The organism is Selenomonas sp. WCT3 (assembly GCA_900100835.1).
GTDB classification, from domain to species: domain Bacteria; phylum Bacillota; class Negativicutes; order Selenomonadales; family Selenomonadaceae; genus Selenomonas_A; species Selenomonas_A ruminantium_E.
The window spans coordinates 104,604-122,151 of the sequence record FNCM01000001.1; the positions used below are offsets into that span (position 1 = coordinate 104,604).

15 protein-coding genes are annotated in these 17,548 nt (G+C 52.5%); all 15 read right to left on the bottom strand.

What is annotated here, in order from left to right; all coding sequences use genetic code 11:
• Positions 1 to 4: 4 nt before the first annotated feature.
• The gene (locus BLQ36_RS00550; protein ID WP_074513508.1) at positions 5 to 367 is read right to left on the bottom strand and encodes a NifB/NifX family molybdenum-iron cluster-binding protein; all 363 of its coding nucleotides are present in this window, start codon (positions 365 to 367) and stop codon (positions 5 to 7) included.
• 83 nt (positions 368 to 450) lie between these two features.
• On the bottom strand, positions 451 to 1,422 hold the full coding sequence (locus BLQ36_RS00555; protein WP_074513509.1) for a PLP-dependent cysteine synthase family protein: 972 nt from the start codon (positions 1,420 to 1,422) through the stop codon (positions 451 to 453).
• A 16-nt stretch (positions 1,423 to 1,438) separates the two neighbouring features.
• Positions 1,439 to 2,605: a trans-sulfuration enzyme family protein gene (locus BLQ36_RS00560; protein ID WP_074513510.1), complete on the bottom strand. Its 1,167-nt coding sequence runs from the start codon at positions 2,603 to 2,605 to the stop codon at positions 1,439 to 1,441.
• 29 nt (positions 2,606 to 2,634) lie between these two features.
• Entirely contained in the window at positions 2,635 to 3,543 is a 909-nt protein-coding gene (locus BLQ36_RS00565) for a class I SAM-dependent methyltransferase (RefSeq protein ID WP_033169630.1), read from the bottom strand.
• 206 nt (positions 3,544 to 3,749) lie between these two features.
• Positions 3,750 to 3,923, bottom strand: coding sequence for a hypothetical protein (locus tag BLQ36_RS13355; RefSeq protein WP_156033462.1), 174 nt, complete (start codon positions 3,921 to 3,923; stop codon positions 3,750 to 3,752).
• A gap of 287 nt (positions 3,924 to 4,210) precedes the next feature.
• Entirely contained in the window at positions 4,211 to 4,840 is a 630-nt protein-coding gene (locus tag BLQ36_RS00570) for a peptidase C39 (protein ID WP_074513511.1), read from the bottom strand.
• Positions 4,841 to 4,855: 15 nt separating this feature from the next.
• Positions 4,856 to 6,289, bottom strand: a complete 1,434-nt coding sequence (locus BLQ36_RS00575) for an alanine/glycine:cation symporter family protein (protein ID WP_074513512.1) — start codon at positions 6,287 to 6,289, stop codon at positions 4,856 to 4,858.
• Between the two features lie 191 nt (positions 6,290 to 6,480).
• The gene (gene purD, locus BLQ36_RS00580; protein WP_074513513.1) at positions 6,481 to 7,755 is read right to left on the bottom strand and encodes a phosphoribosylamine--glycine ligase; all 1,275 of its coding nucleotides are present in this window, start codon (positions 7,753 to 7,755) and stop codon (positions 6,481 to 6,483) included.
• Positions 7,756 to 7,767: 12 nt separating this feature from the next.
• The gene (locus BLQ36_RS00585) at positions 7,768 to 8,361 is read right to left on the bottom strand and encodes an IMP cyclohydrolase (protein ID WP_074513514.1); all 594 of its coding nucleotides are present in this window, start codon (positions 8,359 to 8,361) and stop codon (positions 7,768 to 7,770) included.
• A gap of 26 nt (positions 8,362 to 8,387) precedes the next feature.
• A complete protein-coding gene (purN, locus tag BLQ36_RS00590) occupies positions 8,388 to 9,005 on the bottom strand; it encodes a phosphoribosylglycinamide formyltransferase (protein ID WP_081342166.1) in 618 nt (205 codons plus the stop codon).
• A complete protein-coding gene (purM, locus tag BLQ36_RS00595) occupies positions 8,998 to 10,050 on the bottom strand; it encodes a phosphoribosylformylglycinamidine cyclo-ligase (protein WP_074513515.1) in 1,053 nt (350 codons plus the stop codon). Before purM ends, purN begins: the two co-directional genes overlap by 8 nt.
• A 12-nt stretch (positions 10,051 to 10,062) precedes the next feature.
• Positions 10,063 to 11,502: an amidophosphoribosyltransferase gene (gene purF, locus BLQ36_RS00600; protein WP_074513516.1), complete on the bottom strand. Its 1,440-nt coding sequence runs from the start codon at positions 11,500 to 11,502 to the stop codon at positions 10,063 to 10,065.
• 87 nt (positions 11,503 to 11,589) lie between these two features.
• A complete protein-coding gene (gene purE, locus BLQ36_RS00605; RefSeq protein WP_074513517.1) occupies positions 11,590 to 12,075 on the bottom strand; it encodes a 5-(carboxyamino)imidazole ribonucleotide mutase in 486 nt (161 codons plus the stop codon).
• Positions 12,076 to 12,148: 73 nt separating this feature from the next.
• Complete coding sequence (locus BLQ36_RS00610) at positions 12,149 to 13,021, bottom strand: phosphoribosylaminoimidazolesuccinocarboxamide synthase (protein ID WP_074513518.1); 873 nt, start codon at positions 13,019 to 13,021, stop codon at positions 12,149 to 12,151.
• Between the two features lie 161 nt (positions 13,022 to 13,182).
• Positions 13,183 to 17,442, bottom strand: coding sequence for a 2-hydroxyacyl-CoA dehydratase (locus BLQ36_RS00615; protein ID WP_074513519.1), 4,260 nt, complete (start codon positions 17,440 to 17,442; stop codon positions 13,183 to 13,185).
• Positions 17,443 to 17,548: the final 106 nt, after the last annotated feature.

A 17,548-nucleotide genomic window follows, 5' to 3' on the forward strand; every position in this document is an offset into this window, starting at 1 on the left:
TTCCTCAAGCACGGACACTTGCCCGCTGCTTATTCTTCTCATACACGTAGATTTTCTGAACCACCTGAGCCACCGTCGCGCCTTCAATCTCCAGGGGCAGGATATCCTGCTGTTCCAAGGCCTTCTGTGCCCCGGGGCCAATGGCTTCCGCCACCACATAGCGGCAGTCACGCAAGGCTCTTACCGCCGCCTGCATTGCTCCTGCGTCATGAAAACCATGCTGGCATGGTGCTTTCGCCTGACGTCGTTCCTGCTCGACAAAATTTCCACTAGGTTCCACTGCCACGATGACAAAGCCATCGCTATGACCGAAATGACGGTCGATATGCAGCCCATCACTGGAAGCCAACGCAATACGATACGACATATAATCACCTCGCTTTCTATAAAAAAGCCGGGCAGCAGAATTCCCCTCTGCCGCCCAGCCTTGATTTTCTATCATCAACTGGTTTATGCATACAATCTGGTTATGGAATTATTTTCACACAAGTTTCCCGGCACTGCTTCCGGCTGCGCCAGGATATGTTTGCTAAAATACCGTTCCGCCCGGTCCGCGGCCACCAGCACAATGTTGCCGGTAATGCCGGAATGGGCGAGCTTTAAGGAAGCGGCCAGGGCCGCACCTGTCGAAGAGCCGGCAAATATACCCTCCCGGGCAGCGAGATAACGAACCCCAGCAAATGCTTCTTCATCCGCAATCTTATAAACCGAATCGACAAACGATGTCTCCATCGTAGTGGCAATAAAGTCGTTGCCAATGCCTTCAATCTCGTAATCACCATGTTCCCCTCCTCCAATAATTGAACCATAGGGGTCTGCCAACACCCCTTGTATCGCCGGATTCTTTTCTTTGAGATAGCGCATGATGCCCGAAAAAGTGCCGCCGCTTCCCGCTCCAGATACCAAAAAGTCCACCGCCCCATCAAGGTCAGCAAAAATCTCGGGGCCCGTAGTTTCATAGTGTGCCCGCGGGTTAGCCGGATTTTCAAACTGCTTCATGGTAATGGCTCCCGGTATCGTACCTCGTAACTGTTCCGCCTTGGCTGCCGCTGCCAGCATCCCGCCTTCCCGCGGAGTATGCACCAGCTCTGCCCCCAAAGCCTTCATCAGAGTCTGTTTCTCAGCGGAAAACTTCTCCGGCACCACAAAGATAACGCGATAGCCCTTGTTCAGTGCCGCAAAAGCAATTCCTAAGCCGGTATTTCCGGCGGTTCCTTCGATAATCGTGCCACCGGGCTGCAAAAGTCCTCTTTTTTCCGCATCTTCAATCATCGCTTTTCCAATGCGGTCCTTTGCACTGCCTCCCGGATTCCAAAGTTCCAATTTGGCAAACAGCCGGACGCCCGCCGGCAAATCAAAATGTGTCAGCTCAACGAGCGGCGTATGCCCGATGAGCTCCTGCATGGAGTGATAATAATGCATAAGCGGGTTCTCCTTTCTACTTTACAATCTTGCTGGATTCTATCGCCTGCCGAAGATCCACCAGCAAATCATTCTTATCCTCAATTCCCACCGAAAGCCGGATTAGGTTATCGGTGATGCCAATGCGGTCACGAATCACCTTGGGGATTGCCGCATGGGTCATGGATGCCGGATGGCAGACAAGGCTTTCCACACCACCAAGGCTTTCTGCCAGGGCGATAAGCCTCAGTGCCTTAAAGAATTTCCGGATGTCATATTCCTCGGTAAGTTCAAAGGATATCATCGCCCCGCCATTTTTCGCCTGCTGCCGGTTGATTTCAAAACCAGGATGTATGGGCAGTCCCGGATAATGTACCGTCTTTACGGCCTCATTCTCCTGCAGCCAATCGGCTAAAAACTCGGCATTTTCCACATGGCGGTCAAGCCGAACCCCCAACGTCTTGATGCCTCGCACCAGTAAAAACGAATCCTGGGGACCGAGCACTGCACCGGTAGAGTTTTGAATAAAAGCCAACTTATCGGCCAGTTCCTTGGTCTTAGCCACCGCTAAGCCTGCCACCAAATCGCTGTGTCCTCCCAGGTACTTCGTTGCACTGTGAACGACAATATCTGCCCCCAATTCCAAGGGCCGCTGCAAATATGGCGTCATAAAGGTATTATCCACAATAACCAGAACGCCATGACGATGAGCCCTGGCAGCCACCGCCTGGATATCCGTTATCGTCAATAAGGGATTTGCCGGACTCTCAAGGATTATCGCCTTCACATCGGGGGTAAACTGCTTTTCTAGCCCCACCAGATTCGTCGTATCCTCGATGGCATAATGCAGATTAAACCGGCTGAATACCTTATCGAGTACGCGGAAAGTTCCACCATAGACATTGCGGGAAAGAATTACCTTGGCATCGCTCTGCAACAGGCTCAACACGGCGGTGATAGCCGCCATCCCCGAAGCGAAGGCAAAGCCAGCCACACCACCCTCCAACTCCGCAATCAGAGCTTCCAAAGCCGCCCGGGTAGGATTTCCTGTACGAGCATATTCCCATTTACCTTCCCGCAGCTCTCCCAGCCCATCCTGCTCAAAGGTCGAAGTCTGATAAATCGGTACATTCACCGAACCAGTTTTTGAATCACCATAGATACCACCATGTATCAAAGCTGTATGAAACGATTGATAACTCATAATCCCGCTGTTCCTTTCCTGTTAAAATTTTAATTTCGCTTCTTTTCCGCCAATAAGAAGTGGATGTTCTCCATTGCCTGCTGCTGGTCGGTGCGCCCCGCAAAGAAATGCCGTTGTATGTCAGCCGGCGCTTCATGGATGCGAATGACAAAACCTTCGGCGCTCAGAATCTCCCGCATCTCATCGATGGAAAAGCCGTGACGCATTGGTTCGCCAAGACGTTCGGTAAGCTCCGTCAGCCTACGTACCCGCGAAGCCGAATCCGGTTGGAAGGTCGACTCATCGGGGAAATCCAATACAAACTGACTTCCTGGTGATGCCAGGATGCTAATGCTGCGCACAAATTCGCGAAAAGCTGCCGGTGTCAGATAGTAAGACACCCCCAGCAACGAAAAGAACGAGGATTCATACGGGTGGAAGCCACTTCGAAGCAGGGTCTTCCCCAAGTCGTCCCGTTCAAAATCGATTGCCGCGTAGTGGGTATTTCGCGGTATCTCCCAGCGCAAGTCATGGATGCGGCGGAGTTTATAGGCCTGTGTGTCGGGATGGTCCAATTCAAAAATCTGCACCATCTCGTCGGTATTGCGAAAAGCAAAGGTATCCATCCCTGCTCCGCAGATTACATACTGACATTCCGCCCTGCCTCTGGCAAAGCGTTCCAATGCCCGCTCAGCAAACGCGATACGCGAAAGCGCTACTGGCGAAAAATAGTGGTCCATCTCATCAAAGACCTGTAAACTCTCGAATCCATACCTTGGCAGGTATCCATCACTGGCTGCCTTCCCCTTTAGCAAATCACCGATTTTATCATACTCATCTTTCCCAATGATGTCGTAGGCCAGATAGTCATCAAATATCTTGTTCTTCCCCAACATCGAATGGTAAGCCCGAGCAAAGGAGCAAAGCTTCGCCGTCATACTCTCCTGCGCGGCAATCATATCCATCCCTCCTTACCTGCACATTCGCTCATATTTTCTGCTATTCGTTTTCGCGGTAACCATACAAACACATTTCATATAATCCATCCCCCTCAAAGAAAGCTAAATTTGCGTAAAGAAAAAGACTTTCCGGTGCAATCCCCCAAATGAAAGGCAATTGCACCAAAAGTCTTTTCGGTACCTGTCCAGATTGTCAGCGGGCTCCATCAGAACGGAACTGCGAATGAACGCATGGCATTCTCACGGATATCTTTTTTCTGTCCACCGTTTCTGCAGCTGTACCAATAACCCATACAGCACATGGCCTCCGGAGCGATCATCAGATCCGTAGCCCCACCTTGGTATGCGGAATAAATCCGCGCGATTGCCGTCGTTGTCATGTCGTCATTCCTCCCTTTCTCTTTAATGCCTTTGGCATCCTTTTTTGAAGCCGCTGCCTGCAAATGGGCAGATTCACAAATGAGTGAATAACAAAAAGGCTGGACGGCATCATCATGCCATCCAGCCTTTATTTGTATAATCAGCTGCTCGCTTCAATTTTAAATTCTCAACATACAAAACATGTTCTACCGGATGTCCGGTTGTTTTAATTAATCAGATATGTTTTGTATGTGCTTTATACTATCACAGGGTTTTCACAGTGTCAACCCTTTTTCGAAAAAAACAATCAAATAAAATATTCAATCGTCGCCGCCGCTGTCTTTTCCGTCTGTTCATTGAACAGCAGCACGGCTTCCCGGGTATCCACCGGCCCTAATGCATAGAGTTCCTTAACTTCGCGGTTGAATAGCTCCCGGGGAACAATGCGATTATACGCGTCTTCATGGGACAGGGTGACCTCCACCTGAGCTGCGGACATCTGCTGGTCATTTCCTGGCAAATACCACGGATCAAACATCAATACCTTGTCATCCCGGACGCCAGTCAGCAGGACATAATGCTCCACATCGTAAAAAAGCCGCACCACTGCTGCCCCCCCACGATACAACGCGTCGTTTATCAAGCTCTCCTGGCTCAGCCGCACAGCCTGACCGGAAAGATACCGCGCCGAAAGGGGCAGCGGTGTCGCCTTGCCAAAACCATCGAGCCAATTCGCCAAAAATCGCATCGCCATGCGGGAAGTACCGGCTTTCCCCGGCGTTCCTCCTGGCCCATAGCAATCAAGACTGTAAAGCATGATATTGCGAATAATTTCCGCGGGAATTTCTTCCCGCGGAAACAGATAACTTATCGCATTCAATAAAGAGGTAGGGCCACAATCGTAGCTGGAAATCTGATAACGTAATGGATTGTGCATCATCGATTCCCCAGCTCAAATCTGTAAATCTTCTGAGTCAATCGGATAATCAACGTCTTCCCCCTGTTTCTCCCGTTCTACTACCACTTTCTGGAATTCAAAACACTCGTCGGCAATATCCTTATTGAGCCACAGCAGACAGATAAGGTTTGGTATTGCCATCAAACCATTCATCGTATCCGAGAAATTCCACACAACCTCCAGCGCCGTCGTTGCCCCCACAAAGGTAACCAAGCTGAACAAAACACGATAGCCCATGATAACCTTGCGATTGCTCACGAGATACTCCAGCGCCTTCTCGCCATAGTATTCCCAGCCAAGAATCGTCGAAAACGCAAACAACGCCAGTGCCACCGATACAATCAGCTTGGCATACTCTCCAAACACCGAACTAAAGGCCAAAATCGTAAGCTGTGCCCCCGATACCAGCTTCCCCGTCTCCGGGTCAACGGTACCTAAAGCCCCCGAAGAAGCGATGACCAGTCCCGTAAGCATACAGACAATCATCGTGTCAAAGAAGGTGCCCGTCATGTTGACATAGCCCTGCCGGGAAGCATGATCCGTCTGGGCAGCTGCCGCAGCAATTGGTGCCGAACCAAGGCCGGCCTCATTCGAGAATACGCCACGAGCTACCCCCCAACGCATGGAAGTGAGCATCGAAGCTACAATGCTGCCGCCGACACCGCCAGCCACTGAATCAAAGGAAAAAGCCATGCGGAACATCTCCGCCACCCCTGCTGGCACTGCCGCAAAGTTTACTACTATCACAATGACGGCGACCACAAAATAAAAGGCTGCCATCGAAGGAACTACGACGCTGGACACTTTGCCGATGCTGCGAATACCGCGCAGCAATACCGACATAGCCAGTATGGCTACGACACTACCTGTCAGCCAGGAAGGAATCGCAAAGCTCGTATGAAGTGCCGCCGAAATAGAATTGGCCTGAGTCATATTGCCGATACCAAAGGACGAGACAACGACAAAAAATGCAAATAATGCAGCCAATCCCCGGCCAACATACTTGTTTTTGATGCCGTTCTTCATCGCGTACATCGGACCGCCGGACATTTCCCCAACGCTGTTGGTCTCACGGTACTTGACTGCCAGCACCGACTCCCCGTATTTCGTCGACAGGCCAAAGGCCGCACTAATCCACATCCATACCAGCGCCCCAGGCCCCCCCAGAACCATCGCCGTCGCCACGCCGACGATATTACCAGTTCCCACCGTGGCCGAAAGCGCCGTCATCAGCGATTGGAATGGCGAAATATCCCCTTCATGTTCTTTTTTCTGCCGGAAAATCATCCGTATTGCATAGCCCAGATTGCGCCAGGGCAAAAACTTCAATCGTATGGTCAAAAACACCCCGGTCCCGACCAATAGGGCCAGCATGATGGGTCCCCAGACAAAATCATTAATGTCAGCCATCAGTTTTGCAAAATCCATAAAACCCTCCAGCTTGTCTACACATTTTCCACACATCATACCTAGATACAGAAAACGCTCTGCAGTCCCCAAGGAGACTTCAGAGCGTCCATCATCGACGTCTATATAATTAATTATAATAGACAGCTGTCAAGTTGTAAATAGTTATAGCAAGTATACAAAAATAAACATACTTGTTACGTATCTAATTTTTAGAGCCGTTCCAAAGCACGATGTGCGATGTCATTGCGGTAGAACGCATCCTGGAAGGAAATCTCCCTGACACCAGCATACGCCTTGTCCACAGCCGTCTTGACATCATCAGCCTTGGCGACGACGCCGAGCACGCGACCGCCCGCCGTGACAATCTGGCCGTCTTTCTCCGCCGTACCGGCATGGAATACTTCCGTACCAGCGGCCTTGGCCTCCGCCAGGCCTGCAATGGCAAAGCCCTTCTGGTAGGATTTCGGATAGCCCCCCGATGCCATGACCACGCAGACAGCTGCGCCATCGCTCCACTGGATGTCCTGCCCGGCCAGGGTGCCATCGGCACAGGCCAGCATGATATCGACCAGATCGCTTTCCAAAAGTGGCAGGACAACCTGGGTCTCCGGGTCGCCAAAGCGTGCGTTGAACTCGACAACCTTCGGCCCTTCAGCCGTGATCATAAGGCCGGCATAGAGGCAGCCTTTATAAAGACGCCCCTCCTGCTCCATGGCCTTGATGGTCGGTACGAGAATTGTCTCATATGCCTTCTCCACCATGGCCTTCGTCATGACCGGTGCTGGTGCATAGGTGCCCATGCCGCCCGTGTTCGGGCCTTTATCGCCATCATAGGCGCGCTTGTGGTCCTGGGAGCTGATCATCGGGCAGATGGTCTTGCCATCAGTGAAGCAGAGCAGCGAGGCTTCCTCGCCCTCCATGAACTCCTCGATGACGACACGGCTGCCCGCCGTACCGAATTCCTGGTCCTCCATGATGTCAGCAATGGCTGCCAGGGCCTCCTCTTTCGTCATGGCAACGATAACACCCTTGCCTGCGGCAAGACCGTCCGCCTTGATGACAATCGGCGCCCCTTCCTGCTCGATATAAGCGCGGGCCGCATCAGCCTCGGTAAAGACTTCATATTTTGCCGTCGGGATGTTGTACTTCTTCATCAGGCCTTTCGAAAAAGCCTTCGAACCTTCAATCTCAGCCGCCAGTTTCGTCGGGCCAAAGGCCTTGATGCCAACCTCATTCAAGGCATCCACCAGGCCATTTGTCAGCGGAACTTCCGGGCCAACCACAGCTAAGTCAATCTCTTTTTCCTTGGCAAAGGCGGCCACCGCATCATTATCGGTGATGGAAATGCCCGCAACGCATTCTGCCACCTCGGCCATGCCCGGATTGCCCGGAATCGCATAGAGTTTCGTGGCCTTCGGCGACTGGGAAAGCTTCCAGGCCAGCGTATGCTCACGGCCACCCGAACCAATAACAAGAATATTCATCGTCTACCCCTCTTATTTCTTCAGCTGCTCAAGGAGATAATCTTTAATCATTGCATCATAGGCTGCCGTATGGGCAAAGGCTTCCTGGGAAAGCTCCATGCGCGTGCGGTCATCGACGCAGCCATTCTCCTTGACCTGCTTGGCAATCTCTGCATAGCGGGCAGGATTCGTCACGATCGTGACGAACTTGAAGTTCTTCGCCGCTGCACGGACCATGGCCGGGCCGCCGATATCGATGTTCTCGATGGCCTCCGCCAGCGTGACGTTTGGTTTGGCAATCGTCTCCTTAAACGGATAGAGATTGACGGCTACCAGGTCGATGCCCGTAATCTTATGCTCCTGCATCTGCTTGACATGCTCTTCGTTGTCACGAACAGCCAGGATGCCGCCATGGATATACGGATTCAGCGTCTTCACACGGCCATCCATGATTTCCGGAAAGCCCGTGACATCGCTGACATAAGTGACCGGGATGCCTGCCTCTTTGATGGCCTTCATCGTGCCGCCCGTCGAAACGATTTCCACACCAGCCTCATGGAGCTGGCGAGCAAACTCAACAACACCGTCTTTATTCGATACGCTGATAAGTGCGCGTTTAATCTGCATGGATATATTCTCCTCTGTCTAAAAACTCAATCCAAAATCCGTACCTGACGTCCATCTACCTGCAACCGTCCTTCGCAGTAAAGCTGGATGGCCTGGGGATAGATGATATGCTCCTGCTCGAGAACGCGGGCCCCCAGGGTTTCTTCCGTATCCCCATCGAGGACAGGAACTGCCGCCTGCAGGATAATCGGGCCGCTGTCAGTGCCTTCATCGACAAAGTGTACGGTGCAGCCGCTGACCTTTACGCCATAGGCGAGTACATCGCGATGGGCATGGGCACCGGGAAAGCTCGGCAAAAGCGCCGGATGGATATTCATGATGCGGCCGGCAAAATGATGCACAAATACTGGCGTCAAGATTCGCATAAATCCAGCCAAGACAACCAACGTTACCCCTGCTTCTTCGAGCTCAGCAATCAAGGCCTTTTCAAAGGGCTCACGGCCATCGTACTGCTTGCGGTTGACGCAGACGGCCTTGATGCCAGCCTTTTTCGCCCGCTCCAGGGCAAAGGCCTCGGGCTTATCGGCAAGCACCACAGCGATCTCGGCATTGACCTCACCGCGGCCGATGGCATCGATGATGGACTGCAGATCCGTGCCACGCCCTGAACACAGGACCCCTAATTTCTGTTTCATCTCAGTCATGGAACACGCCGCCTTTGATCGTCACATCATGATTGCCCTTTACGACACGGCCAATTTCATAGACCGTCTCACCAGCATCCGAAAGATGCGCCTTGATTTTCTCAGCCTCATCAGCGCTGGCGATGATGATCATGCCAATGCCCATGTTGAAGGTGCGGTACATCTCTTTCCAATCCACGTTGCCCCACTGCTGCAGTAGTTTGAAGATTGCTGGCATCTGCCATACCGAGCTATCGATTTCCACCGCCATATCCTCCGGCAATGCACGGGGAATGTTCTCGTAGAAGCCGCCCCCCGTGATATGGACCATGCCGTGGATATCAAAGTTCTCGATAAGGGGCAGGCAGGACTTCGGATAAAGGCGCGTCGGCGTCAGAAGCTCTTCGCCGATGGTCTTGCCCAGCTCCTCGATATACTCATCACCCTTGAAGCCCTTGAGGTCAAAGCAGATCTTGCGCACCAGCGAATAGCCATTGGAATGAACGCCCGAAGACGGCAGGCCCAGAACCACGTCGCCTTCCTTGACTTTCTCGCTGGTGATGAGTTTCGATTTTTCGACAGCACCGACAGCAAAGCCAGCGATATCGTATTCGCCCACCGGATAGAAGCCAGACATCTCGGCCGTCTCGCCGCCGATCAGCGCACAGCCCGATTCCTTGCAGGCATTTGCTACGCCCTTGACCACATCAGCTACCTGCTCCGGGTCGAGCTTGCCCACAGCCAAGTAATCAAGGAAAAAGAGGGGCTCAGCACCCTGTACGAGGATATCGTTGACACACATGGCCACAGCATCCTGGCCCACCGTATCGTGCTTGTCCAGCATGAAAGCCAGGCGCAGTTTCGTACCGACGCCATCGGTCCCCGAAACCAGCACCGGCTCTTTGTACTTGCCAGCCGTCAGCGCGAACAGGCCGCCAAAGCCGCCGAGGTCACCGAGGACCTCCGGGCGATAGGTAGCTTTTACGCTGTCCTTTATCAGCTGGACGGATTTATTGCCTGCATCGATATCAACACCGGAATCTTTATAAGTAAGTTGTTCTGCCATTTCTATCCTCTCTTAACACTTGCGCTGTTCAAATACATATTTGCTGTCGCCAGCCGGCTTTTCCCCATCCTCGATCGGATAGGCACTGTTGAAGCAGGCGTAGCACATCGCCTCAGGGTCAACGGCGGATACCGACTGCTTGAGGCCTTCAATGCTCAGGAAATGCAGCGTATCGGCGCCGATGTACTCGCGGATTTCCTCGACACTCTTGGTCGCTGCGATGAGCTCCTTGCGCACCGACGTATCGATGCCATAGTAGCAGGGATAGCCAATCGGCGGACTGCTGATGAGCATATGGACTTCCTTGGCCCCGGCATTGCGGAGCATCTTAACGATCTTGCCGCTGGTGGTACCGCGAACGATGGAATCATCCACCATGATGACGCGCTTACCCGCAACTACCGAACGGATAGCGTTGAGCTTGAGCTTCACCGCCGTATCGCGCTTCTTCTGAGTCGGCTGGATAAAGGTACGGCCGATATAGCGGTTCTTGATCAGGCCTTCGACAAAGGGAATGCCCGACTCATAGGCCACGCCCGTAGCGGCCGTCGTGCCCGAGTCCGGAACCGAAATGACGATGTCGCCCTGGCAGCCCGACTCGCGGGCCAGCATTCGGCCCATCATAAAACGGGCATCATGGACGCTCTGGCCATCGATGACCGAGTCAGGACGAGCAAAGTAGATGTACTCAAAAATGCAAGCTGCCTTGGGCTCCTCCGTGGCAAAGGGATAAGACTTGATGCCCTCTTCGTCAATAACTACCATCTCGCCGGGCAGTACATCGCGGACGAATTCAGCTCCCACCACGTCAAGGCCACAGGTCTCCGAGGAAATGATATAGCTGCCTTCCTCGGTCTTGCCGATGCAAAGGGGACGGAACCCTTGCGGGTCGCGGGCACCGATGAGCTTGCTCTCGGTCATGATAGTCAAGCAGTAAGCCCCCTTGATTTTCTTGAGACTTTCGATGACCTTGTCCTCGATGGTCTCCTGACGAGAGCGGGCAATCAGGTTGACAAAGACCTCCGAGTCAATCGACGTCTGGAAGATCGTTCCCTGCTGCTCAAGGTCATGACGAATCTCCGCCGCATTGGTCAGGTTGCCGTTATGGGCCAAAGCGATCTTGCCCCCCGCATAGTTGACCATCAGCGGCTGGGTGTTAGCCAGCAGGCTCGATCCCGTCGTCGAATAACGCACATGGCCGATGGCGATGCACTGATTTTCCATATGAGGGACCTGATGACGGAACACCTCATTGACAAGGCCCATGCCGCGCGTAACATCCATCCAGGCGCCATCGGTGATGGCGATGCCAGCGCTTTCCTGGCCGCGATGCTGCAGGGCATAGAGTCCCAGATAGGTCATGCCCGATACATCTTCGGTATGGGAATAGACACCATAGACGCCGCATTCCTCTTTCCATTTCGGTTCTAAGTTATAGCCATTTTCATACATGGTTATTTTGTTCTCTCTTTTCCTTTTTATAAATACACGATTGCTTCATTTTTGCGTTCAAAAAAACAGTCCGATTGCGCGCGCAGCTTAAAGCTGGGCAGCAACACGGGCTGCTTTCTTTTCAACTTCCTGGATCATTTTCGTGCGGTAATCCGCCAATTTCTGCGCGAGCTCCTTATCCGCCACCGCAAAGATCTCCACAGCAAAGATCGCCGCATTCTTAGCACCGTTGACGGCCATCGTCGCCACGGGAATACCCGACGGCATCTGGACCGTGCTCAAAAGTGCATCCATGCCATTAAGGGGCGTAGCGTTGATGGGCACACCAATAACCGGCAGCGTCGTATAGCTTGCTACCACACCTGCCAGATGAGCCGCAGCCCCTGCCGCCACGATGAACGCACCAATCCCTTTTTCCGGTGCACTGAGCACGACTTCACGGACTTTTGCCGGCGTACGATGAGCCGACGCCACGATAACCTCAGACTCGATACCGAAGGACTTCAACAGTTCTACCGCTGGCTTCAAAATCGGCCAATCGGAATCGCTTCCCATCATTACTGCAACTTTCATTACTCATGCTCTCCTTTCTTTGTGACTAGAAATACGGACCCGCTACAGGTCCGCATTCCTTGGAAACAAACCATTATGCAAAATCTTTGCCCGTCAGCTTCTTAAAAGCTTCCTTGTATTTCGCAATCGTCTTATCAATGATTTCCTGAGGCAGCTCATAATCGCTATCCGGATTTTCCTTAAGCCAATCACGAACAAACTGCTTGTCATAAGACGGCTGACTCTGGCCCTCTTTGTAGCCATCCAGCGGCCAGAAGCGAGAGCTGTCCGGCGTCAGCACCTCATCCCCCAATACGATATTGCCCTCTTCGTCAAGGCCAAACTCGAATTTGGTATCGGCAATGATGATGCCGCGGGAAAGCGCATACTCGGCGCATTTCTTGTAAATCGCAATCGTGTAATCCCGTACTTTTTCTACATATTCGCGGCCATGTCCCGGGAAAGCCTTCTCCAGAACTTCCGCACCCTTTTCGAGGGAGACATTTTCATCGTGGTCACCGAGCTCCGCCTTCGTACTCGGCGTGAAAATCGGCTCGGGCAGTTTCTGGGACTCAACGAGGCCCTCCGGCAGTTTGATGCCGCAAACCGTGCCGTTTTCCTTGTAGCTTTCCCAGCCGCTGCCCGTGATGTAACCGCGCACAATGCACTCCATGGGAATCATCGTGAGCTTTTTGCATTTCATGCTGTTGCCAACGAACCCGTCCTGCTGGAAAAACTCTGGCATTTCCTTGTTATCCACCGAAATCATGTGATTCGGCAGAATGTCTTTCGTAAAGTCGAACCAGAACCGGGACATCTGCGTTAAAATAGCGCCTTTATCCGTTATCTTGTTCTTCAAGATATGGTCAAAGGCGGAGATGCGGTCCGTAGCCACCATGATGATGCTGTCCTCTGCATCATAGACTTCACGAACCTTACCGGATTTAAATGGTTTGTACTCTTTCATGGATTATATCGTCTCCCACTGAAATAATAGATGAAAACTCCTACAAAAAATATCATAACGGCATTTTTTCCTTCTGTCAATAATTCAGGACATGTGTCCTTGAAATTTTGTTACAAAAAAGCCTTCTTTCCCCGAGGAAAGAAGGCTTTCATCCAGACCACTTACGGTCTTGCCTGTTTCAATTTTATTTTTTCATCCACTGCCTGTTTTGGGCCGCGTTCTTTGGCCACCGCCAGCATGAGTTTCAGACGATTAAGCTGGTTGACTTCACTTGAGCCAGCATCGCAGTCGATGGCGGTGATGTTGGCCCCCTTGTAGCTCGTGCGCAGCTCATGCATGACTCCCTTGCCCGTGATGTGGTTGGGCAGGCAGCCAAAGGGCTGCAGGCAGACCACGTTAGGGACTCCTTCGTCGATGAGTTTTACCATCTCACCAGTCAGGAACCAGCCTTCACCAGCCATATTGCCAAGGCTCACATGGCGCGCAGCGAGCTCAGCCGTCTCATAAATCGTATGGGGCGGCGTGAAGTGTTTACTCTCCTTGAGTGCCTTACGCATGGGCTTGCGGAAAAATTCGATGGCCTTGATGAACATCTTGCCAAAGAACTGGTCTTTGTACTTGCCAGCCAACAATTTATGCTTGGCAATGGAATCGTAAGCCGAATAGAGGAAGAAGTCCACAAAATCCGGCATGACCACCTCGGCCCCCTCATCCATAAGCACCTTCTCGATGTGGTTATTGGCCACCGGATGGTACTTGACGAGAATCTCACCGACGATACCCACCTTCGGCTTCCAGAGGTTTTCATCGATGGGCAGGTTGTCAAAATCCCGCACCATGGCCTTGATGTTCTTCTTGAACTTGAAGTAACTGCCGTGATTGATTTCAGCTTTGCAGCGATCCATCCACTTGCGGGAAAGAGCCTGAGTTGCCCCCTGCGTCGTCTCATAAGGCATCATGCGATTGCGCACATTCATCAGGGTATCACCATAAATGGCCGCCTTGATGGCATCGATAAGCATGGCCCGGTCGAGATTAAAGGCGTCGGTCTCATCCTTCAATCCATGGACCGCAAAAACCGGCACCTGCGGATACCCCGCATATTTGAGGGCCTCCCGCAGGACGCTGAGATAATTCGTCGCCCGGCAGGCACCACAGGTCTGGAACAGCATAATGCTCGTGTGGTTTGGGTCGCACAGGCCTGACTTTAACGCCTGGATAAGCTGGCCGATGACCACAATGGCCGGATAGCACATATCGTTGTTGACATAACGCAGACCTGTGTCAATGGCTTCTTTACCCGGCATCGGCGGAATGACAACATTATAGCCATACTTGCGGATAGCCGTCTTGAAAAGTTCAAAGTGAATGGGCGCCATCTGCGGTGCCAGGATGGTATGGGTAGCCTTGCACTCCTCCGTAAAGCGCGGGCGCTCAATCGGTTTGATTTCCTTATAAGCCACCGGCGTGCGGCGCGTGAGCGCTGCCATCAGCGAACGCAGGCGGATGCGAGCTGCCCCGAGGTTCGATACCTCATCAAGCTTGATCATCGTATAGATGCGATGATGCTGTTCGAGGATTTCCTTGCACTGGCCAGTAGTCAGCGCATCCAAACCGCAGCCAAAGGAGCTGAACTGAATCAGCGTCAGATTGTCATGCTCTGCCACGAACTGAGCCGCATGATAGAGGCGTGCATGATAGCTCCACTGATTGACGACCTTGAGCTTCCCGGACTTGACCGGCAGATGATAGACCGCATCCTCCGAAAGGATTGGCAACTTATAGGATTGGATCATCTCGGGAATGCCGTGATTGATTTCCGGATCCACATGATAGGGACGGCCCACCAGCAAAATTGCCTGCTCCCCAGTCTTTTCAATCCGGGCGAGAATCTTTGCGCCATAGTCGCGGACATCCTGACGATACTGCTCGATTTCCTTATAGGCCGCCTCAACTGCCGCCGCGATTTCCTGTTTGGAAATCCCTTCCTTGCGGCCCAGCTCCTCATAGAGGCGCACAATCAGTCGTTTCTTATCATGAATCGGTAGGAAAGGCTGTATAAAGTCGATATTCTGCTCCCGCAGGATATCCATATTGCCACGGATATTTTCGGCATACGAGGCAACAATCGGACAGTTGAAATGGTTGTCCGACTCGTTGACATCGTCCTCCATATTGTATGGCTCACAGGGATAAAAAATCTTTTTTACGCCCTTCTCGATGAGATCGACGATATGGCCATGGGTAATCTTGGCCGGATAGCAAAGGGAATCCGACGGCACCGTCGCCATGCCCTTATAGTACATCTTGGCACTCGACTTGCCCGACAGTACGACTTCATAGCCGAGCTTATCGAGGAAGGTAAACCAGAACGGGTAATCTTCGTACATATTGAGCACCCGCGGGATACCGATGCGGCCCCGCTCGGCATCAGCCTGGGGCTTGTAATATTTGAATACGCGGTCGTACTTATACTTGTAGATGTTCGGCGTCTGCTCCTGAGTCTGTTTTTCGCCGCCCACGCCGCGCTCACAGCGGTTCCCCGTGAAATACTTGCTGCCATCGGGGAACTTCTGCATCGTGATCAGGCATTTGTTGCCGCAACCCTTGCAACGGTAAGAGCTCGTGTCCACCGTAAAATTCTGCAGTTCGTCTACCGACAAGACCGCCGATTTTTCCGCCCCGGTCTCCAGGGCCAGGATAGCGGCACCATAAGCTCCCATAAGCCCGGCAATATCCGGACGGATGACGTCGCGATCCAGCAGTTTCTCCATGCAGCGCAGCACCGCATCGTTGTAGAAGGTCCCCCCCTGCACGACGATATGGTCGCCAAGCTCACGAACGTCCTTAAGCTGCATGACCTTGAACAGGGCATTCTTGATGACCGAGAAGGCAATGCCCGCCGAAATATCAGCGACTTCCGCCCCCTCTTTCTGCGCCTGCTTGACCTTCGAATTCATGAAGACCGTACAGCGCGTGCCGAGATCAACGGGCGCCTTAGAGGTCAGCGCCTTTTTCGCAAACTCCGCTGGCGTCATATGCAGACCTTCGGCAAAGTTCTGGATAAAGGAACCACAGCCCGCCGAGCAAGCCTCATTGAGGGTGATATTGCCGATGCTGCCATCCTTGACGAAGAAACACTTCATATCCTGGCCGCCAATATCAAGGACAAAGGTGACCTCGGGGCAGAATTCCTGGGCCGCCCGCAGATGGGCAAAGGTCTCAACCTCACCGCCATCGGCGTGGATAGCCGCCTTGACAATGGCTTCACCATAGCCCGTCGTCATGGTGCCAGCAATCCAGGCCGATTCCGGCATCGCCTTGTAAAGTTCCTTAAACTCGCGAACCACCGTCGTAAGCGGCGACCCCTGATTGCTGCCATAGGAGGTATAGAGAATCTCCTTATCGCGGCCGATAGCTGTGATTTTCGTCGTCGTCGAACCAGCATCGATGCCAACATAGACCGGCCCTTCATAAGCTGTCAACTCGCCACGCTTTACCTTATCCTTATCGTGGCGCCGCTTGAAGGCTTCATATTCCTCCTGGCTGTCAAACAGCGTAAAATCCGCCTTGCGCGTCTCCGTAGCCGCCGCTTCCTTGGCACGCTCAATGCTCGTCTCCAGCTGCGCTACATCGATGTTCTTCGCTTCATCCGACAGGGCTGAACCCATCGCGACAAAATAGTTGCCGTAATCCACAGCGACAACATGCTCCGAATCCAATTTCAGTGTCTCGATAAAGCGTTTTTTAAGTTCTGGCAGAAAATGAAGCGGCCCGCCTAAGAAGGCCACCTTGCCATCAATTGGACGCCCCTGGGCCAGATTGCCGATGGTCTGATTGACCACCGCCTGAAAAATCGACAGAGCAATATCCGCTTTTTCCGCCCCATCATTCATAAGGGCCTGGATATCCGTCTTGGCAAAAACACCACAGCGCGAAGCTATCGTGTAGATCTGTTTGCCTTTGGCAGCGAGGGCATTAAGTCCCGGCGCATCCGTCGACAACAGCGAAGCCATGTGGTCGATGAACGAGCCCGTACCGCCAGCACAGACACCATTCATGCGCTGCTCCGGTGCATCCCCGAAATACGTAATTTTCGCATCCTCACCGCCGAGTTCCACAACGGTATCCGTCTGCGGAATAAGCTCCCGGACAGCCGTTGCACAGGCAATAACCTCCTGCACAAAGGGCAGTCCAATGCGCTGAGCAATACCCATACCGGCCGAACCGGTAAGCGCAAAGGAAAATTTCCGTTCTCCCACAATCGTCTTGAGATGCGTCAGATTTTCCTGCAGGGCATTGCCAATCTCCGAAAAGTGGCGAGCGTAATTCTTGTAAAGAATATTTTTCTCGTGGTCCAATACCACCAATTTGATGGTCGTAGAACCTACATCAATACCAACTTTTAATAGGGAATCCATAGTTTCACCACCTGAAAAAATGCATACGAGTAAAGACCCTCCTTTTACAGGGTCTTTTCATATTTTACCCCATATGCAAGTACCGTGCAAGCCGAATTATCACACA